Raw genomic sequence first — 19,241 nt, 5'->3', positions numbered from 1 at the left:
ACAGCCGACCAGCCCAGCCGGACCCGGGCGGCGGCGCACCGCCAGACGTCGTGATCCTCACCGGGATGTCGGGCGCGGGGCGCACGACCGCCGGTGACGTGCTCGAGGACCGGGGCTGGTACGTCGTCGACAACCTCCCGCCCTCGATGATCCCCGCCCTGATGGACGTCACCGCCGACGACCCGCAGCGCCAGAGGGTCGCCGCGGTCGTCGACGTGCGCAGCCGCGACTTCACCACCGAGCTCTCCGTCGCGCTCAGCGACCTGACCGATCGCGGATGGCGACCGCGCGTGGTCTTCGTCGACGCCTCGGACGAGGCCCTGGTGCGCCGGTTCGACGCCGTGCGCCGTCCCCACCCGCTGCAGGGCGAGGGCCTGCTGCTCGACGGCATCCGCCGTGAGCGCCGCATGCTCGGCGACCTGCGCTCCAACGCCGACGTCGTCGTGGACACGAGCAACTACAACGTGCACCAGCTGAGCGCCAAGGTCGACTCGCTGATCCGCGTCGACCAGGAGGCCAGCCTGCGCCTCGCGGTGCTCTCCTTCGGGTTCAAGTACGGCATCCCCCTGGACGCGGACACCGTGCTCGACCTCCGCTTCCTGCCCAACCCCTACTGGAACCCCGAGCTGCGCCCCTACACCGGCAAGGACGCGGCGGTGCGCGAGTTCGTGCTCGGGCAGGACCTCGCCGGCCGCTTCCTCGACCACGCCGTGCAGATGCTCGAGACGTCGATCGAGGGCTACCTGTCGGAGGGCCGACGCTACGTGACGGTCGCCGTCGGGTGCACCGGCGGCAAGCACCGCTCGGTGGCCACCGCCGAGGAGCTCTCGCGCCGGCTGGCCCACCTTGAGTCGTCGGGGGTGCAGCTCACCACCTTCCACCGCGACCTGGGGCGCGAGTGACCGGCCCCCGCGTCGTCGCCCTGGGCGGCGGGCACGGCCTGTCCGCGTCGCTGCAGGCGCTGCGGCACACCACCGAGGCGATCACCGCCGTCGTCACCGTCGCCGACGACGGGGGGTCGAGCGGGCGGCTGCGGCAGGAGTTCGACATCCTGCCCCCCGGTGACCTGCGGATGGCCCTGGCGGCCCTGTGCGAGGACACCACCTGGGGGCACCAGTGGACGGCCGTCCTCCAGCACCGTTTCGGCGGCGACGGGGAGATGGCCGGGCACGCCCTGGGCAACCTGCTCATCACCGCGCTCTGGGACCTGCTGCCCGACGACCAGGTGCGGGGCCTGGACCTCGTGGGCCGGTTGCTCAACACCCGCGGACGGGTGCTTCCCATGTGCCTGCGCCCTCTCGACATCGAGGCCACGATGGTCCTGCCCGACGAGCTGCGGGTCACCGTGCGTGGTCAGTCTCAGGTCGCGGTGCATCCGGGCCGCGTGGAGACCATCCGGCTGCTGCCCCAGGACGCGCCGGCCTGCCCCGAGGCGGTGGAGTCGATCACGCTCGCCGACTACGTCGTCCTCGGACCCGGATCGTGGTTCACCTCGGTGATGCCGCACCTGCTGGTGCCCGAGCTCCTCCAGTCGCTGCGCGACACCCCGGCCGAGCGGATCCTCACCCTCAACGTCAGCCTCACCGACGACGAGGCCACCGGCTACACGGTCGCCGAGCACGTGGAGGCGGTTGCCAAGCACGCCCCGGGACTCACCTTCGACCACGTCATCGCCGACCCCAAGGTGGTGGGCAGCGGTGCCGAGGAGGCCGCGCTGCGGGTGGCGGTGGACCGGGTCGGAGCCGACCTCGTCGTCACGCCCGTGGGCAAGATGCGCAAGCCCGGGGTCCACGACACGCTGCGCCTGGCCGCCGTCTACCGGGACATCATGACGGGCGGTCGGTGATGACCGGGGCGGGCCGTGAGCGGGGTACCCTGCCGGACACGGGGTCTGACCGACCTCGACAGACAGTGCCCGCGCGGGCCAGGAGGTTGACGGCTGTGGCGATGACCGCCAAGGTCAAGGACGAGCTGGGGCGCCTGCCGGTGACCCGCACCTGCTGCCGCAAGGCAGAGGTGTCGACGGTGCTCCGCTTCGCCGGCGGGCTCCACATCGTCGGTGGACGCATCGTCATCGAGGCCGAGCTCGACACCGCCCAGAGCGCCCGCCGGCTGCGCGCCTACATGTCGGAGGTCTACGGGAGCAGCAGCGAGCTCGTGGTCATGAGTCCCGGTGGTCTGCGCAAGCACACCCGGTATGTCGTGCGTGCCACCTCCGACGGGGAGGCGCTGGCGCGCCAGACAGGACTCATCGACCACCGCGGTCGGCCCGTCCGCGGTCTGCCGCCGCGCGTCGTGGGGGCGGCCGTCTGCGACGCCGAGGCGGCCTGGCGAGGCGCCTTCCTGGCCCACGGCTCCATCACCGAACCGGGCCGCTCCACCTCGCTGGAGATCACGTGCCCGGGTCCGGAGGCGGCGCTCGCACTGGTCGGCGCGGCCCGACGGCTCGGGATCCAGGCGAAGGCGCGCGAGGTCCGCGGGGTGGACCGGGTCGTGCTCCGTGACGGTGACGCCATCGGCGCGATGCTCACCCGTCTCGGGGCGCACGACGCCGTGCTGGCGTGGGAGGAGCGGCGCATGCGGCGCGAGGTGCGCGCGACCGCCAACAGGCTGGCCAACTTCGACGACGCCAACCTCCGACGGTCCGCCCGCGCGGCGGTGGCGGCCGGGGCCAGGGTCGAGCGCGCGCTGGAGATCCTCGGCGACGAGATCCCCGACCACCTGCGGGTCGCGGGGGAGCTGCGGCTGCAGCACAAGCAGGCCAGCCTCGAGGAGCTCGGCCAGCTGGCCGAGCCCCCGATGACCAAGGACGCCGTGGCAGGACGGATCCGCAGGCTGCTGGCGATGGCCGACAAGCGGGCCGAAGAGCTCGGTGTCGAGGGCACGGAGGCGGGCCTCACCTCGGACATGTTCGAGGACTGAGCACCCCCACCCTCGTTGGTCACGGCCCGCCCCGGCCCGATAGGTTGGGCACCAGACGACGACGTCTTCCGCCGCGGCGGGCAACGGGTTCGCCGCGACCACCCACGAGGGAAGGTTGTTCTCATGACCGTTCGTGTAGGCATCAACGGTTTCGGGCGCATCGGCCGCAACTTCATGCGGGCCGTGCTGGCCTCCGGAGCCGACATCGAGATCGTCGGGGTCAACGACCTCACGGACAACGCGACGCTGGCCCACCTGCTGAAGTACGACTCCATCCTCGGTCGTCTGGACGGTGAGGTCACCTCGTCCGAGACCGAGATCACCGTCAACGGCAAGGCCGTGAAGGCGTTCGCCGAGAGGGACCCGTCGGCGCTGCCGTGGGGGGACCTGGGTGCGGACATCGTCATCGAGTCGACCGGCATCTTCACCGACGCCCGCAAGGCACAGGCCCACATCGACGCCGGCGCCAAGAAGGTCATCATCTCGGCGCCCGCCAAGAACGAGGACATCACGCTGGTGATGGGCGTCAACGACAAGGACTACGACCCCACGTCGCACCACATCATCTCCAACGCCTCCTGCACGACCAACTGCCTCGCGCCGATGGCCAAGGTCCTCAACGACGAGTTCGGCATCGTCAAGGGCCTGATGACGACCATCCACGCCTACACCGCGGACCAGAACCTCCAGGACGGACCCCACAGCGACCTGCGTCGGGCCCGCGCCGCCGCGCTCAACATCGTGCCGACCAAGACGGGGGCGGCCCAGGCCGTGGCGCTCGTCCTGCCCGAGCTCAAGGGCAAGTTCGACGGCTACGCCCTGCGCGTGCCCACCCCCACCGGCTCGGCCACCGACCTGACCTTCCAGGCCAGCCGTGAGGTCACCGTCGAGGAGATCAACGCGGCGGTCAAGAAGGCCGCCGAGGGTGAGCTCAGGGGCATCCTCGTCTACACCGAGGACCCCATCGTCTCCAAGGACATCGAGACCGACCCCGCCTCCTGCATCTTCGACTCCGGCCTCACCAAGGTCATCGGCGACATGGTCAAGGTCGTCGGCTGGTACGACAACGAGTGGGGCTACTCCAACCGGCTCGTGGACCTCAGCGTCATGGTCGGTGAGCAGCTCTGAGCGGCATGCGCTCGATCGCAGAGCTGACCGAGCAGCTCGGGGGCCTCGCCGGTCGGACCGTGCTGGTCCGCAGCGACCTCAACGTGCCGCTGGACGGCGCGACGATCACCGACGACGGGCGTGTCCGCGCCTCCGTCCCCACCATCACCGAGCTCGCGGAGGCGGGTGGGAGGGTCGTCGTCTGCGCCCACCTGGGACGGCCCAAGGGCACCCCGGAGGCGAGGTACTCCCTGCGCCCGGTGGCCCAGCGGCTCGGGGAGCTTCTCGGGCGTCCGGTGACCTTCGTCGAGGAGACCGTCGGCCCGCTGGCCCAGGCGGCCGTCGAGGCGATGTCGGACGGTGACGTCGTCGTCCTGGAGAACCTGCGCTTCAACGCCGGGGAGACCGCGAAGACCGACGAGGGTCGGGCGGAGTTCGCCGGACAGCTCGCCGCGCTCGCCGACGCGTTCGTCTCCGACGGCTTCGGTGTCGTGCACCGCGCTCAGGCCTCGGTCTACGACGTGGCGCGCCTCCTGCCGCACGCGGCGGGGGGGCTGGTCCGCTCCGAGGTCGAGATCATGCGTCAGCTCCGGGAGGACCCGCAGCGTCCGTACGCGGTCATCCTCGGCGGTGCCAAGGTGAGCGACAAGCTGGGGGTCATCGAGTCCCTCATCACCGTCGCCGACCGGCTGCTGATCGGTGGCGGCATGGTCTTCACCTTCCTCAAGGCACAGGGCCACGAGGTCGGGACCAGCATCCTCGAGGAGGACCAGGTCGAGACCGTCAGAGGCTACCTGGAGTCGGCCGCCGAGCAAGGCGTGGAGATCGTGCTGCCGACCGACATCGTCGTGGCGGACTCCTTCTCCGCCGACGCTGCTCACGAGGTCGTGTCGGCCCACGCCATCCCCGCCGACCGGATGGGCCTGGACATCGGGCCCGAGTCCGAGGCGCTCTTCGCGCAGAAGCTCAACGATGCCCGGACCATCTTCTGGAACGGCCCGATGGGCGCTTTCGAGATGGCGCCCTTCGCGTCCGGCACGCGCGCCGTCGCGCAGGTCCTGGTGGAGCGCACGCGCGACGGTGCGATGACGGTCGTCGGCGGCGGCGACAGCGCCGCGGCCGTGCGCGACTTCGGGCACGCTGACTCCGACTTCGGGCACATCTCCACCGGTGGTGGGGCCAGCCTGGAGTACCTCGAGGGCAAGGAACTGCCCGGACTGACAGTGCTGGAGGACTGATGGCGACGACGACCAGCAACCGGACGCCGCTGATGGCGGGCAACTGGAAGATGAACCTGGACCACCTCCAGGCCACCCACCTCGTGCAGAAGCTGGACTGGACGCTGCGCGACGCCAAGCACGACTACGCGACCGTCGAGGTCGTCGTCCTGCCCCCGTTCACCGACCTGCGGTCGGTGCAGACGCTCGTGCAGGGCGACAAGCTCGAGCTCGGCTACGGCGGCCAGGACCTCTCCCAGCACGACGAGGGCGCCTACACCGGCGAGATCTCGGGCGCCTTCCTGGCCAAGCTGGGGTGCGGGTATGCCGTGGTCGGGCACAGCGAGCGCCGCGAGCACCACGCGGAGTCGGACGAGCTGGTCGGTGCCAAGGTCCGCGCCGCGCTGCGGCACGGGCTGACCCCGATCCTGTGCGTCGGCGAGCCGTTGGAGGTGCGGCAGGCCGGTGAGCACGTGGCCCACGTGGTCGCCCAGCTCCGCGCGGCCCTCGAGGGTCTGGACGCCGACCAGGTCGGTCGGATCGTCGTGGCCTACGAGCCGGTGTGGGCCATCGGCACCGGCGAGGTCGCCACGCCGGCCGACGCGCAGGAGGTCTGCGCGCAGGTGCGGTCCACCGTCGGCGAGCTGGTCGGCGACCAGGTCGCCGCGGGTCTGCGGGTGCTCTACGGCGGCTCCGTGAAACCGTCCAACGTGGCCGAGATCATGTCCCAGGAGGACGTCGACGGCGCTCTCGTCGGTGGGGCCTCGCTGTCCGTGGACGACTTCGCCGCCATCTGCCGCTACCAGCAGCACCACGGCGCGAACGGCTGACGGGCGACCTGCGGTCGCTTCGGCCGTGGGACCCCTGCTGAGTTACGCTGTCTGTCGCCCCGGGACCAGGTCCTGGGGCGACCTGCGAAGTCCCGACCGACGATCCGATGACGAGGTGTGTCCCGCGTGGAGTACGTGCGCTGGTTTCTCAATGCGCTGCTGGTGATCACCAGTGGTTTCCTCGTGCTGCTCATCCTCATGCACAAGGGGCGCGGCGGAGGCATGTCCGACATGTTCGGCGGGGGCATGAGCAGCAGCCTCGGCGGCTCCTCGGTGGCCGAGCGCAACCTGAACCGCATCACCGTCGCGCTCGCCCTGATCTGGACGGCCACCATCGTCGGCATCGGCCTGCTGATCCGCTTCGGCTGACCGGCCGCACCGCCTGCTCCGACCTCGACGTCCCCGCGCCACCTCCCTGGTGGCGCGGGGACGTCTCAGGCTAGTCTGGCCACCCCGAGCCGCTGCGCGTCGAACCCGGCACGAGCGCCCGGTGGGGGCATCAGCGAGGAGGCACCGCATGGTAGGCACCAACGCGATCCGCGGCAGCAGGGTCGGTTCCGGACCGATGGGTGAGAGCGAACGCGGCCAGACCGCGCCGCGCGTCGTGGTGAGCTACTGGTGCGCGAACGATCATGAGACCCGTCCGAGCTTCGCCCAGGACGAGGAGGTCGAGCTTCCCGACACCTGGGACTGCCCCCGCTGCGGACTGCCCGCCGGCGTCGACCGCGAGGCGCCCCCGCAGGCGCCGCGGACGGAGCCCTACAAGACCCACCTGGCCTACGTCAAGGAGAGGCGGAGCGAGCAGGACGGCGCCGCCCTGCTGGACGAGGCCCTGCAGAGCATGCGGGACCGCGGGGTGGGCGGCGGCAGCACCTGACCGCCCACCTGCGTGCTCAGTCGCCGATCCGGGCGGCCGCAGCGGCGTCCACCCACCACAGCGTCTCGTGCTGGCCGTGGACGCACGACGCCGGCAGCGACGGGTCCTCCGTCGCCTCGAGGGCGGCGGCGACCGCCTCGGCCTTGTCCTTGCCGGAGACGACCAGCCAGACCGCCCGCGCGGCGTTGATCGACGGCAGGGTCAGCGTCACCCGGAGCGGCGGTGGCTTGGGGGAGTCGGGCACGGCTGCCGTCGTGGGCTCGCGCAGCGCCAGCTCGGGACGGCCCGGGAACAGGGAGGCCACGTGCGCGTCCGGCCCCATGCCGAGCATCACGACGTCGAACTCCGGCACGCCGTGCGGTGCCTCTGCCCAGGTGGCCAGTTCCGCGGCGTAGCGTGCCGCCGCCTCGCCCAGGCGTGCGGGGGCGGAGCCGCTGGGCACCCGGTGCACGTGCTTCTTCAGGACCGGAAGGTCCGTGAGGCCGGCGGCGTCCGCCTGGGCGTCGTTGCGGTCCGAGTCGTGGGCGGGGACGAAGCGTTCGTCACCCCACCACAGGTGCACCTGCCGCCACACCCGTGCGTCCAGCTCACCTGCCCGGGAGCGCGCCACGAGCTCGGTGGCCGTGGCCGTCCCTGCCGAACCGCCGGTCAGCACCACGTGAGCCACGCCCCGTGCGCCGACCGCACCCTCCACCCGCTCGACGAGCGCGTCGACGACCGCCCTGGCGAGGGAGTCCCGGTCCGCGTGCACCCTGACCTGGTCGTGCTGGGCCAGGCTCAGCCGGACCTCGACCTCCTCACGGACCTCCTCCGAGGAGGCTCGGTCCGTCGGCGTCTCCGGCAGCGCGTCCGAGGCGACGGCCTCGCGTGCAGCGGGGTCGATCTCCGCCGGACCTGCGGGGACGTCCCCGGCCCGGGCCGCTGCCGAGCGCGTCCCACCGCGGCGCACGCGGGTCAGGCCGTCGCAGAGGGAGGACGCGTAGATCTCGTCGGCGTCGAGGCGGCGCAGCTCCTCCCCGAGCGCACCGGCGAGCGACGGCGTGTGCAGCGCGACGAGGCGTGGCGGACTGCCCACCCGGCTCAGGGTGGCCGTGTCACCACGGTCCTCAGTCCGCACGAGGTCGACGGGTCCCGAAGCGCGCTCGAGACGCACGCTGACCAGTCCGGTGCCCGCCGCGCTGCGGACCCGGGTGACCGGGGTGTTCAGGCTCGCGGCGAGCCACCCGGCCAGCAGGTCGGCCCCTGGGTCCTGCGCCTCGGCCGACACGGTGACCCAGTCCACCGGCTCGAAGGGGGCGTCCTCCAGCGCGGCCGCCAGCAGGGCGCGCCAGCGGGTGATCCGCGTCCAGGCGAGATCGGTGTCGCCCGCCTGGTAGGAGGAGGCACGACGACGCAGCTGGGTGGTGGGTCTTGCCCCGGCCGCGGCGTCGGTGATCCGGCGGTGGGCCATCCGGCCCAGGGGGGAGTCCGCCACGTCCGCCGGCGCCTCCGCCGGCCACCACACCACGATCGGGGAGTCGGGCAGCAGCAGCGGCGTCACCACCGCTGCCTCCTGACGCGTCAGCTCGCCGTAGAGCCGCAGCACCACGATCTCGCTCGCCCCGGCGTCGCCGCCGACGCGGATCTGCGCGTCGAGGCGCTCGGCGCCCCGGCTGTTGCTCGAGACCAGGACGAGGATGCGCGCGGGGTGCTGCCGGGTCGCGTCGTTGGCCGCCTTGATCGCGGCGTCCGCGCGTCCCTCGTCGACGGACACGAGGAGGGTGAGGACGCGGCCCATCGCCATCGCCCCCACGGCGTTGCGCAGCCGGACCAGCTCCTTGGAGACTGTCCCCGAGGAGGTGCTGGGCAGGTCGAGGATCACGGCAACCTCCAGTGTCGGCCGTCACGCTGCATCAGGGCGTCGGCCTCGACCGGTCCCCACGTCCCGGCAGGGTAGTCCTGCGGCGGGGAGCCGCTGCGGTCCCAGTGCTCGATGATCGGGTCCAGGATCTGCCAGGACAGCTCGACCTCCTCGTGCCGGGGGAACAGCGGCGGCTCCCCCAGCAGCACGTCAAGGATCAGGCGCTCGTAGGCCTCGGGGCTGGACTCGGTGAAGGAGGCACCGTAGCCGAAGTCCATCGAGACGTCCCGGACCTCCATCTGGCTGCCCGGCACCTTCGACCCGAACCGCATCGTCACGCCCTCGTCGGGCTGGATCCGGATGACGATCGCGTTCTGCCCCAGCTCCTCCGTGGCGGTGTCGGTGAACGGCAGGTGCGGGGCCCGCTTGAGCACCACCGCGATCTCGGTGACCCGCTTGCCCAGGCGTTTGCCGGTGCGCAGGTAGAAGGGGACGCCCGCCCAGCGGCGGGTGTGCACCCAGAGCTTCACCGCGGCATACGTCTCCGTCGTGGAGGAGGGGCCGACCCCCTCCTCGTCCAGATATCCGGCGACCTTCTCGGTACCCTGCCAGCCGGCGCCGTAGCGTCCGCGGGACGTCCCCTCGTCCAGGTCCTCGGGCAGCTGCACGGACGCCAGCACCTTCTCCTTCTCCGAGCGCACCGCCTTGGCCGTGAACGCCACCGGGGGCTCCATCGCGGTCAGGGCCAGCAGCTGCAGGAGGTGGTTCTGGATGACGTCGCGGGCGGCGCCCACCTCGTCGTAGTAGCCCGCGCGACCGCCGATCCCGATGTCCTCGGCCATCGTGATCTGTACGTGGTCGACGTAGTGGCTGTTCCAGACCGGCTCGAACATCTGGTTGGCGAAGCGCAGGGCCAGCATGTTCTGCACCGTCTCCTTGCCCAGGTAGTGGTCGATCCGGAACACCGAGTCGGGCGGGAAGACGCCCTCGACGATCGCGTTCAGCTCCTGGGCGCTGGCGAGGTCGTGGCCGAACGGCTTCTCGATGACCACCCGCCGCCAGGTGCCGGGCCGGGGGTCGGAGAGGCCGGAGGCCTGCAGCGCGTTGCAGACGGGGGCGAACCAGGCCGGGGGGATGGAGAGGTAGAACGCGTGGTTGCCGCCGGTGCCCCGCTGCTCGTCCAGCTCGCGCACGGTGCGGGCCAGGAGCTCGAAGGCGGCAGGGTCGTCGAAGGCGCCCGGCACGAACCGGAAGCCCTCGGCCAGCGTGCGCCACACGTCCTCGCGGAACTCCGTGCGGGCGTGGGCGCGGACGGAGTCGTGGACGACCTTGGCGAAGTCCTGGTGCGCCCACTCCCGGCGCGCGAAGCCGACGAGCGAGAAGCCCGGTGGCAGCAGACCGCGGTTGGCGAGGTCGTAGATGGCCGGCATCAGCTTCTTGCGGGCGAGGTCGCCCGTCACGCCGAACATCACCATGCTGCACGGACCGGCGATGCGCGGCAGGCGCTTGTCGTCGGGATGGCGCAGCGGGTTGTGGTCGGCGGTGACGGGGACCGGACGGGTCGGCATCAGGGGGTGAGGGCCCTGCGGAGCTGCGCCAGCCCCCCGACCTGGTCGGTGAGGTGCAGGCGGAGCACCGGTCGACCGTGGTCGGCGAGGACGGCGGCGTCGCCGGCGGCCTGCGCCGCGATGAACTCGCCGAAGGTGAAGTCCTTGCCGGGCACCGTCAGATCCTCCCGCGGTGCACCGGTGACCTGAAGGTAGACGCCCTGCGCGGGACCGCCCTTGTGGTACTGACCGGTGGAGTGCAGGAACCGCGGGCCCCACCCGAAGGTCACCGGGCGCCCGGTGCGGTCCACCAGGTCGGCCTGCACAGTGGCCAGGTCGGCGTGCTCGAGGCGGTCCAGGTAGACCATGACCGAAAGATAGCCGCGGTTCGGGTCGAGCTGGTCGAGCAGCGCGGCGACGGCGTCGGCGAGGGTGGACGTCCCGGACGGGAGCCACGACCCACCGGTGCGGACCTCGACCGCCCCGTCCGCCAGCGTCGCCCCGGCACCGGCAGCAGCACCCTGCGCCATCAGCTCACGCGCAGCGTCCTTGGCGCTCTCGACGTCCGGCTGGTCGAAGGGGTTGATCCCCAGCAGTCGGCCGGCCACCGAGGTGGCCACCTCCCACAGGAGCAGCTGGGCACCGAGCGGGCCTGCCACGTTGACCTGCGATCCGGTCACCGGCTCGGTGGTCACCACCGGTGCCTCGTCGTCGGAGGCGGGGTCGTCCTCGGTCTCGGCCGTCAGCGCCACCACCGTGCAGTCGTCGGTGCTCCGCAGGCCGGCGACGGGGGACCGCCCGTCCGGGGTGACGACCGGCAGCACCCCGGTGCCCTCCTTGCCCGTGGACTCGGCGATGAGCTGCTCGGCCCAGTCGCCCAGGCCCACGATGCCGGAGCCGGCGTCGGTGAACAGCAGCTTGTCGCGCAGCGGCTCGGTGCCACCCAGGGCCGCGCCCAGACGCAGCCCCGGGTTGCCCAGGTCGTCGTCGGTGAGCAGGTCGACGACCTCCTCGGCCTCGTCGAGCAGCGCGCCGACGTCGACACCCGCCAGCCCGGAGGGAACCAGGCCGAAGGCGGTGAGCGCCGAGTATCGGCCGCCCACGTCCGGATCGGCGTTGACGACCCGGTAACCCTCGGCGCGCGACTGCTGGTCCAGGGGGCTGCCGGGGTCCGTGACGATGACGACCCGCTCCGTCGGCTCCAGGCCCGCGTCGGTGAAGGCCTGGACGAAGGCGCGCCTCTGGGAGTCGGTCTCCAGCGTCGAGCCGGACTTCGACGACACCACGACCGCGGTGACCTCGAGGTCCTCGGCCAGGGCGGCGCGCACCATGTCGGGGTCTGAGCTGTCGAGGACGACGAGGGGCACACCGGCGGTGGCGCAGATGACCTCCGGCGCCAGCGACGAGCCGCCCATGCCGCAGAGCACGATCCGGCTGACGCCGCGCTCGCGCAGCTGCTCACGCAGGGCGGCGACCTCCCCGACCAATGGTCGGGACGAGCGGGGCAGGCCGACCCAGGACAGCCGCTTGGACGCCTCGGCCTGCGCCTCGGGGCCCCACAGGGTGGCGTCCTGCGCGAACAGGCGCGAGGCCACGCGGTCCTCGACCAGCGTCGGCAGGTGGTGGGAGACGGCGTCGGCCGCAGCGCCGAGAGCCTCGACGACGAGCGTGCTCACGACCCGTCCCCGGAGGCCTTGTCGAGCTCGCCCTGCACGGTGGCGAGCAGCTCCAGCCACGACGTCTCGAACTTCTCCACTCCCTCGGTCTCCAGCAGCTCGACCACCTCGGTGTAGGTGACGCCGACCCGCTCGAGCGAGTCGAGCACCTGCTGGGCCTCGGCATACCCGCCCGTGATGGTGTCGCCACCGATCTGGCCGTGGTCGACGGCGGCCTCGAGCGTGGCCGCCGGCATCGTGTTGACGGTGTCGTGCGCCACCAGCTCGGTGACGTAGAGGGTGTCGGGGTAGTCGGGGTTCTTGACCCCGGTGGACGCCCACAGCGGACGCTGCACGTGAGCCCCGTCGTCGGCGAGGTTCTGCCAGCGCGGGGTGGAGAAGACCTCCTCGAACGCCTGGTAGGCGAGCCGTGCGTTGGCCAGCCCGGCCTTGCCGCGCAGCGCGAGCGCCTCCTCGGTGCCGATCGTCTCGAGCCGCTTGTCGATCTCGCTGTCCACACGGGAGACGAAGAAGGAGGCGACCGAGCGGAGGCTGGACAGGTCTCCCCCCCGCTCGCGCGCCTGCTCCAGGCCGGTGAGGTAGGCGTTCATCACGCCGCGGTAGCGGTCGAGGCTGAAGATGAGGGTGACGTTGACGCTGATGCCCTCGGCGAGCGCCTGACTGATCGCGGGCAAACCCTCCACGGTCGCGGGAATCTTGACGAGCAGGTTGGGCCGGTCGATCTCGGTCCACAGTCGTCGGGCCATCTCCACGGTCGCAGCGGTGTCCTTGGCCAGGCGCGGGTCGACCTCGATGGAGACCCGGCCGTCCTGCCCGCCCGTGCGCGCGTAGATCGGCAGGAACACGTCGCAGGCGTTGCGGACGTCCTCGGTCGTCAGCGCGTGGACGACCTCGTCGACGTCCGATCCCGCCAGGCCCGAGACCTGCTCGGTGTAGGCCTCGCCCCCGGCCAGTGCCGCCGCGAAGATGGTCGGGTTGGTCGTCACGCCGAGGACCCCGCGGTCGATGTAGGCGGTGAGGTCGCCGTCGGCGATCATCGGCCGGTTGAGGTCGTCCAGCCAGACCGAGACGCCGGCATCGGACAGCTCGTGCAGGGTGGTGCGGGTCTGCTGCGCGTCCGCGGTGGCTCCCTGGTCGGGGGAGGGGGTGGGCTTGCCGTCGGTCTGGTCGTTCTCGGTGCGGTTGCTCATGGTCGTCTCGCTCACTTCTGGGTCTCGTCGGTGGAACGGGTCCCACCCTCGCCGGCGTCGCCGAGGGTGCTCTCTTCGTCGGTCGGCTCGTGCGGGGTGGAGGTGCCTGGTGCGTCCGCTCCGGAGGCGGCAGCGGCCAGGGACTCGCGGGCCGCGTCGGCGACGGCCTGCGCCGTGAGGCCGAACTCGGCGTAGAGGGTCTCGTAGGCGGCGGACGCACCGAAGTGCTCCAGGCTGATGATCCGGCCGGCGTCGCCGACGAGCTCGCGCCACCCCTGGGCGATGCCGGCCTCGACGGAGACGCGCGCCCGGACCTGCGGCGGGAGCACCTCGTCGCGGTAGGCGCGGTCCTGGGCCCCGAACCACTCCCGGCACGGCATCGAGACGACCCGGGTCGGGACGCCCTCGGCCTGCAGGGTGTCGCGGGCCTCGACCGCCAGCTGCACCTCGGAGCCGGTGCCGAGCAGGATCACGTGCGGCTGGCCACCCTCGGCCTCGGCGAGAACGTAGCCGCCGCGGGCGGTGCCCTCGGCCGCCCCCATGACCGAGCGGTCGAAGGTGGGGACGTTCTGCCGGGTCAGGGCCAGGGCAGCCGGGTGGTCGACGCTCGCCAGGACGGTGCGCCAGGCGACGGCCGTCTCGTTGGCGTCCGCGGGGCGGATCACGTCCAGCCCGGGGATCGCCCGCAGGGCGGCCAGGTGTTCGACCGGCTGGTGGGTGGGTCCGTCCTCGCCCAGGCCGATGCTGTCGTGGGTCCAGACGTAGACGACGGGGAGCTGCTGGATGGAGGCCAGCCGGACCGCCGGGCGCATGTAGTCCGAGAAGACGAGGAAGGTGCCGCCGTAGGGCCGCGTCAGGCCCTCGAGCGCGATCCCGTTGAGGATCATCCCCATGGCGTGCTCGCGGACACCGAAGTGCAGCGTGCGGCCGTAGCGGTGGCCGGGGAACATCTCGGTCGCCTTGGCGTCCGGGACGAAGGACGGCTCGCCCTTCATCGTGGTGTTGTTGGAGCCGGCGAGGTCGGCGGAGCCGCCCCACAGCTCGGGCATGATGCCGGCGAGCGCGGACAGCACCTCACCGGACGCCTTGCGGGTGGCCATGCCCTTGGGGTCGGCCTCGAACGTCGGGATCGCGTCGTCGAGGCCCGCGGGCAGCTCGTGGGCCCGCAGCCGCTCGAGCAGCCTGGCGCCGTCGGGGTTCGAGGCGACCCACGCGTCGAAGCGCTCCTGCCACGCGGCGTGCGCCTGCTGGCCCCGGCCGACGACGGCGCGGGCGTGCTGGAGCACCTCGTCCGTCACCGGGAAGGTCTCGTCGGGGTCGAACCCGAGCAGCCGCTTCGTCGCCGCGACCTCCTCCCCACCCAGGGCAGAGCCGTGCGAGGCGCCGGTGTCGCGGGCGTCGGGGGCGGGCCAGGCGATGATCGTGCGCAGGATCACCAGGGTCGGGCGGTCGGTGCGCGCCTTCGAGGCCTCGAGCGCCGCGAAGAGGGCGTCGACGTCCTCGGTGTAACCCTGCTCGCCGCGCCAGTCGACGGTCTCCACGTGCCAGCCGTAGGACTCGTAGCGCTTCCCGACGTCCTCGCTGAAGGAGATGTCGGTGTCGTCCTCGATCGAGATGAAGTTCTGGTCGTAGACGACCGTGAGGTTCGACAGCTCCTGGTGCCCCGCCAGCGAGCTGGCCTCGGAGGAGACGCCCTCCATCATGTCGCCGTCGGAGGCGATCACCCACACGTGGTGGTCGAAGGGGGACCCGCCCTCGGGCGCGTGCGGGTCCAGCAGGCCACGCTGCCGGCGCTGGGCCATCGCCATCCCGACGGCGGAGGCGAACCCGGAGCCGAGGGGGCCGGTCGTGATCTCGACACCGGTGGTGTGGTGCACCTCGGGATGGCCGGGGGTGGCGCTGCCCCAGGTGCGCAGCGCCTTGAGGTCGTCGAGCTCCAGGCCGTAGCCGGAGAGGTAGAGCTGGATGTACTGCGTCAGGCTGGAGTGGCCGGCGGACAGCACGAACCGGTCACGGCCCAGCCAGTGCGGGTCGGAGGGGTCGTGGGTCATGACGTTCTGGTAGAGCAGATAGGCCAGCGGCGCCAGGCTCATCGCGGTGCCGGGGTGGCCGTTGCCCACCTTCTGCACCGCGTCGGCGGCGAGCACGCGGACCGTGTCGACGGCGCGGACGTCCATGTCGGTCCACCCCACCACGTCGGCGACCGGCCGGGTCAGGCTCCCGTCCCGGGAGGCGGTGGGGGAGGGGGAGGTGTCGCTCACGAAGATCTCCTACGGGTGCGTGTCGGGGGGTGTGGGCGCCGGTGCCCGCGGGCCCGACGGCATACCCCGACCCTAGTGCCTCGGGTCCGTGGGCGCGCCCGTTGCCACCTCTTGCCCCCGGACCGGACGGACCTGCCCGGCGGCCGTCGCCGTGCCGGTCGCGCCCCCGTCACGGAGTACCATCGAGGGACGCCGGCGTCCGCGCCGAACCGACGACAGCCCCCTCGCGAAGGACACCGTGACCACGCTCGACCCGCGCCACGCGCCCGACGGCCCCGCCGACGTCCGTGACGGGGGAGCGGTGCCGCTGCAGGGGGCGGCACGCGGCCGGCGTCAGGTGCTCCGGGACTACGTCGCGCTGACCAAGCCGCGGATCATCGAGCTGCTCCTCGTGACCACCTTCCCCGTCATGTTCCTGGCCGAGCGGGGCATCCCTCCGGTGTGGCTGATCGCCGCCACCCTCGTGGGCGGCACCCTCGCGGCCGCCTCGGCGAACGTGCTCAACTGCTTCCTCGACCGCGACATCGACGCCCAGATGCACCGCACGTCCAACCGTCCGCTCGTCACGGGCGTCATCTCCCCGCGCAACGCCGTGATCTTCGGGGTGGTCCTCGGGGTGGCGTCGGTCCTGTGGCTGGGGCTGCTCGTCAACTGGTTCTCCGCCTGGCTCGGGCTCGGCGCGATCGCCCTCTACGTCGTCTTCTACACCCTCATCCTCAAGCGCCGCACCAGCCAGAACATCGTCTGGGGCGGGGTCGCCGGGTGCATGCCGGTGCTCATCGGCTGGTCGGCCGTCACCGACTCGCTGTCCTGGTCGGCGGTCATCCTCTTCCTGGTCGTCTTCTTCTGGACGCCGCCGCACTACTGGCCGCTGTCGATGCGCTTCCGTGACGACTACGCCGCAGCAGGGGTGCCGATGCTGCCGGTCGTCGCCGAGGACGTGGCGGTGGGCCGCCAGATCGTCATCTATGCGTGGGTGACGGTCGCCACCTCGCTGGCGCTGGTCCCCGTGGCCCCGATGGGGTGGGTGTACACGGTCGTCGCCGTCGTGGCCGGGGTGCTGTTCGTCGTCGAGGCGCACCGGCTGCACGGGCGGGCCCGCCGGGGGGTGAGCGGTCCGGCGCTGGGTGCGATGCGTCTGTTCCACTACTCGATCAGCTACCTGACCCTGCTCTTCCTCGGGGTCGCGGTCGACCCGCTCCTGCACCTGCCGCTGGTGCGATGACGACGTCGACGACGACCCGGGCCGCCGGGCGTACCGGCCCCGGGCTGCGTGGGCGTCTCATGCCGACCGTGCCCGGAGCCTGGGTGCGCACGACCGCCTGGCTCTCTCTCCTGGCCAACTCCCTCCTGGTGCTCACCGGCGGGCTCGTGCGGCTGACCGGGTCCGGCCTGGGCTGCCCCACCTGGCCGCGGTGCACCGACGCGTCCTGGACCTCGACGCCCGCGATGGGCCTGCACGGGGCGATCGAGTTCGGCAACCGGCTGCTGACCTTCCTGCTCGCCGCGGTGGCGGTGCTGGCCTTCCTGTCGGTCTGGCGGCTCCGCCGGCGGCACCGCGACCTGTTCTGGCTCACGCTCGTCCTCGGCCTGGGCATCGTCGTGCAGGCCGTCGTGGGTGGCGTCACCGTGCGCACCGGCCTCAACCCCTGGGTCGTCGGCGTCCACTTCGTGCTCTCCGCGGTCATGATCGCGCTCGCGGCGTCCTTCCTGGCCCGGGCCCGCAGGGCCTCGCTGCCCGCTGCAGCGGCCGCCGAGGCCCCCGGCCAGGTTCTCGGGGCCGCCGGTCGCCGCCTCCGCGTCCTGCTGCTGCTCGTCGGGGCGCTGACCTTCCTGGTCGTCTACGTCGGCACGCTCGTGACGGGCACCGGCCCGCACGCCGGAGACTCGGGCGAGGTGGCTCGGCACGCCTTCGACGCCTACTGGGTCACGCGCGCGCACACCGCGCCCGCCTACCTGCTGCTCGCCACCACCGCGCTCGCCGTCGTGGTGGGAGCCCGGGACGGGTGGCCGGGGACGCTGCGCCGCCCGGTCCTCGGGCTCGCGGTGGTCCTGGTCGTCCAGGGGCTCATCGGCTACTACCAGTTCTTCAACGGGCTCCCGGTCGTGGCCGTGGCGGCGCACCTCGTGGGAGCCGCCGTCCTCGTGGCCGTCGCCGCGACCGTGGTGGACCGCGGGTATGCCGTGAGCGCGCGGCTCAGTCCGACCAGCTGAGGAACCGCCGGGCGACGAGCCCGGCGAGCCCGCCCCACACCCCGAGCACCAGGACCGCGGCCAGGTCGAGCCCACCGTCGACCAGCGCCGTCCTCAGCAGGTCCCCGAGGGCAGCTGAGGGGAGCAGCCCCACGAGCGTCCCGGCCAGTCCCGGGAAGGCGTGGGCGGGCAGCAGCACCCCGCCGCCGGCGACCAGGAGCACCCAGACGAGGTTGGCCACCGCCAGCGTGGCCTCGGCGCGGAGGATGCCACCGACGCAGGCCGCGAGCAGCGCGAAGACGGCCGCCCCGAGCACGACGCCGAGCAGGGCCGGGGCCAGCCCTCCGACGGCGGGACGCCAGCCCAGCACGAGCCCGACCGCCCCGACGACGGTCAGCTGCACCGCGAGCACGACGAGGACCGACAGCGCCTTGGCGGCGAGCAGGCCGCCCCGCCCCAGGGGTGTGGTGCCCAGCAGGCGCAGGACCCCCCAACGGCGTTCGAAGGCGAGCAGGATCGCCTGCCCGGTGAAGGCGGTCGAGAGCACCGCGAGGGCGAGGACACCGGGCACGAGCACGTCGATGCGCTCGGCTCCCGCCCACGGGCCGAGGGTCAGGTCCGGGTAGGGGACGAGCGCCAGGCCGACCAGGGCCATCAGGGGCAGCACCATCGAGACGACGAGCTGCTCACCGTGGCGCAGCAGGCCGGCGGCCTCGAAGCGGGCCTGGGCCAGCACCCTGGTCCCGGCAGGGGCAGGTCCGGTCCTGGTCCCGTTCGTCGTGGTCCGCGTCATCGTGCGTCCTCGTCGGTCAGCGAGAAGTAGGTGTGCTCCAGCCCCTCCGGCCCGGCGACCTGCTGGAGCGTGCCGTCGGCCACGGCCCGCCCGCCGACGATCACCACCACCCGGTCGGCCAGCCGTTCCGCCTCGTCGAAGGAGTGCGTCGTGACGACGGTGGCCGTGCCCGCGTGGGCGGTCTCGGCGACGATCGCGTGCACCTCGCGCCGCGCGTGCGGGTCGAGACCTGCGGTGGGCTCGTCGAGGAACACCACGTCGGGCCGTCCGACGAGCGCCGCAGCCAGCGCCACCCGCTGGCGCTGGCCACCGGACAGGCGCCGGACCGTCGTGCGGGCGAAGGCGTCGATGCCGAGCCGACGGACCAGGGCGTCCACGTCGGCCGGGGCGGCCCAGAAGCGGGCGAGGTGGCGCAGCAGCTCGACGGGTCGCACCGACTGCGGCAGCCCACCGTCCTGCAGCATCACGCCGACCCGGGCGCGGTGCGCCGCGTCCGCCTGCCACGGGTCGGTGCCGAGCACCCGCACCGTGCCCGCGTCCGGGCGCTGCAGCCCCGCGGCGATCTCGACGGCGGTGGTCTTGCCTGCTCCGTTGGGACCCAGCACGCAGGTGATCTCCCCGGCGCGCGCGCCCCAGGTCAGGCCGGTCAGGGCCTCGGCGGCGCCGAACCGGCGGGTGACCCCGCTCATGACGAGGCGGTCGGCGCGCGTGCTCACGACCGGTCACTCTAGTGCGTCCCGGGAGCCGTTCCCCGCGGTGAGGTCACCCTGTCTTGGACTCCCGTCCGG

At 72.6% G+C, this 19,241-nt stretch carries 17 protein-coding genes; 10 read left to right on the top strand and 7 right to left on the bottom strand.

What is annotated here, in order from left to right:
* Positions 1–65: 65 nt before the first annotated feature.
* From rapZ to ACI3ET_RS11140, 8 genes are all read left to right on the top strand, one after another.
* On the top strand, positions 66–902 hold the full coding sequence (gene rapZ, locus ACI3ET_RS11175; RefSeq protein ID WP_405033134.1) for an RNase adapter RapZ: 837 nt from the start codon (positions 66–68) through the stop codon (positions 900–902).
* Complete coding sequence (locus tag ACI3ET_RS11170; RefSeq protein ID WP_405033120.1) at positions 899–1,846, top strand: gluconeogenesis factor YvcK family protein; 948 nt, start codon at positions 899–901, stop codon at positions 1,844–1,846. Before rapZ ends, ACI3ET_RS11170 begins: the two co-directional genes overlap by 4 nt.
* Positions 1,847–1,941: 95 nt before the next feature.
* The gene (whiA, locus tag ACI3ET_RS11165) at positions 1,942–2,922 is read left to right on the top strand and encodes a DNA-binding protein WhiA (RefSeq protein ID WP_405033119.1); all 981 of its coding nucleotides are present in this window, start codon (positions 1,942–1,944) and stop codon (positions 2,920–2,922) included.
* 123 nt (positions 2,923–3,045) lie between these two features.
* Positions 3,046–4,050, top strand: coding sequence for a type I glyceraldehyde-3-phosphate dehydrogenase (gene gap, locus ACI3ET_RS11160; RefSeq protein WP_405033118.1), 1,005 nt, complete (start codon positions 3,046–3,048; stop codon positions 4,048–4,050).
* A gap of 5 nt (positions 4,051–4,055) precedes the next feature.
* Positions 4,056–5,267 (top strand): phosphoglycerate kinase, encoded by a 1,212-nt coding sequence (locus ACI3ET_RS11155; protein WP_405033117.1) that lies wholly within the window; start codon positions 4,056–4,058, stop codon positions 5,265–5,267.
* Positions 5,267–6,076 (top strand): triose-phosphate isomerase, encoded by an 810-nt coding sequence (tpiA, locus tag ACI3ET_RS11150; protein ID WP_405033116.1) that lies wholly within the window; start codon positions 5,267–5,269, stop codon positions 6,074–6,076. The genes ACI3ET_RS11155 and tpiA overlap by 1 nt, the downstream gene beginning before the upstream one ends.
* A gap of 126 nt (positions 6,077–6,202) precedes the next feature.
* The gene (secG, locus tag ACI3ET_RS11145) at positions 6,203–6,445 is read left to right on the top strand and encodes a preprotein translocase subunit SecG (RefSeq protein ID WP_405033115.1); all 243 of its coding nucleotides are present in this window, start codon (positions 6,203–6,205) and stop codon (positions 6,443–6,445) included.
* 148 nt (positions 6,446–6,593) lie between these two features.
* Positions 6,594–6,953 (top strand): RNA polymerase-binding protein RbpA, encoded by a 360-nt coding sequence (locus ACI3ET_RS11140; protein ID WP_405033114.1) that lies wholly within the window; start codon positions 6,594–6,596, stop codon positions 6,951–6,953.
* A gap of 16 nt (positions 6,954–6,969) precedes the next feature.
* Here ACI3ET_RS11140 and pgl read toward each other — a convergent pair whose 3' ends face one another.
* Genes pgl through tkt form a run of 5 tightly spaced genes read right to left on the bottom strand, consistent with a single transcriptional unit; the run spans position 6,970 to position 15,383 of the window.
* Positions 6,970–8,814: a 6-phosphogluconolactonase gene (pgl, locus tag ACI3ET_RS11135; RefSeq protein ID WP_405033113.1), complete on the bottom strand. Its 1,845-nt coding sequence runs from the start codon at positions 8,812–8,814 to the stop codon at positions 6,970–6,972.
* On the bottom strand, positions 8,811–10,361 hold the full coding sequence (gene zwf, locus ACI3ET_RS11130) for a glucose-6-phosphate dehydrogenase (RefSeq protein ID WP_405033112.1): 1,551 nt from the start codon (positions 10,359–10,361) through the stop codon (positions 8,811–8,813). The genes pgl and zwf overlap by 4 nt, the downstream gene beginning before the upstream one ends.
* A complete protein-coding gene (locus ACI3ET_RS11125; protein ID WP_405033111.1) occupies positions 10,361–12,016 on the bottom strand; it encodes a glucose-6-phosphate isomerase in 1,656 nt (551 codons plus the stop codon). The genes zwf and ACI3ET_RS11125 overlap by 1 nt, the downstream gene beginning before the upstream one ends.
* Positions 12,013–13,206 (bottom strand): transaldolase, encoded by a 1,194-nt coding sequence (gene tal, locus ACI3ET_RS11120; RefSeq protein ID WP_405033110.1) that lies wholly within the window; start codon positions 13,204–13,206, stop codon positions 12,013–12,015. Before tal ends, ACI3ET_RS11125 begins: the two co-directional genes overlap by 4 nt.
* A gap of 11 nt (positions 13,207–13,217) precedes the next feature.
* The gene (tkt, locus tag ACI3ET_RS11115; protein WP_405033133.1) at positions 13,218–15,383 is read right to left on the bottom strand and encodes a transketolase; all 2,166 of its coding nucleotides are present in this window, start codon (positions 15,381–15,383) and stop codon (positions 13,218–13,220) included.
* Positions 15,384–15,705: 322 nt separating this feature from the next.
* On the opposite strand from tkt, the gene ACI3ET_RS11110 reads away from it, so the two are divergent.
* On the top strand, positions 15,706–16,692 hold the full coding sequence (locus tag ACI3ET_RS11110; protein ID WP_405033109.1) for a heme o synthase: 987 nt from the start codon (positions 15,706–15,708) through the stop codon (positions 16,690–16,692).
* Positions 16,689–17,681, top strand: coding sequence for a COX15/CtaA family protein (locus tag ACI3ET_RS11105; protein WP_405033108.1), 993 nt, complete (start codon positions 16,689–16,691; stop codon positions 17,679–17,681). Before ACI3ET_RS11110 ends, ACI3ET_RS11105 begins: the two co-directional genes overlap by 4 nt.
* Here the strand turns inward: ACI3ET_RS11105 and ACI3ET_RS11100 are convergent.
* Together ACI3ET_RS11100 and ACI3ET_RS11095 are read right to left on the bottom strand one after the other, a co-directional pair.
* Positions 17,665–18,453, bottom strand: coding sequence for an ABC transporter permease (locus ACI3ET_RS11100; protein WP_405033107.1), 789 nt, complete (start codon positions 18,451–18,453; stop codon positions 17,665–17,667). The genes ACI3ET_RS11105 and ACI3ET_RS11100 overlap by 17 nt on opposite strands.
* Positions 18,450–19,142 carry an ABC transporter ATP-binding protein gene (locus tag ACI3ET_RS11095; RefSeq protein WP_405033132.1) on the bottom strand — a complete coding sequence of 231 codons (693 nt, stop codon included), beginning with the start codon at positions 19,140–19,142 and terminating at the stop codon, positions 18,450–18,452. The genes ACI3ET_RS11100 and ACI3ET_RS11095 overlap by 4 nt, the downstream gene beginning before the upstream one ends.
* Positions 19,143–19,241 lie beyond the last annotated feature (99 nt).

Origin of the sequence: Ornithinimicrobium jinqii (assembly GCF_045032595.1) — a bacterium.
GTDB lineage: Bacteria > Actinomycetota > Actinomycetes > Actinomycetales > Dermatophilaceae > Ornithinicoccus.
This window is presented reverse-complemented; position numbering and strand designations above follow the sequence as displayed.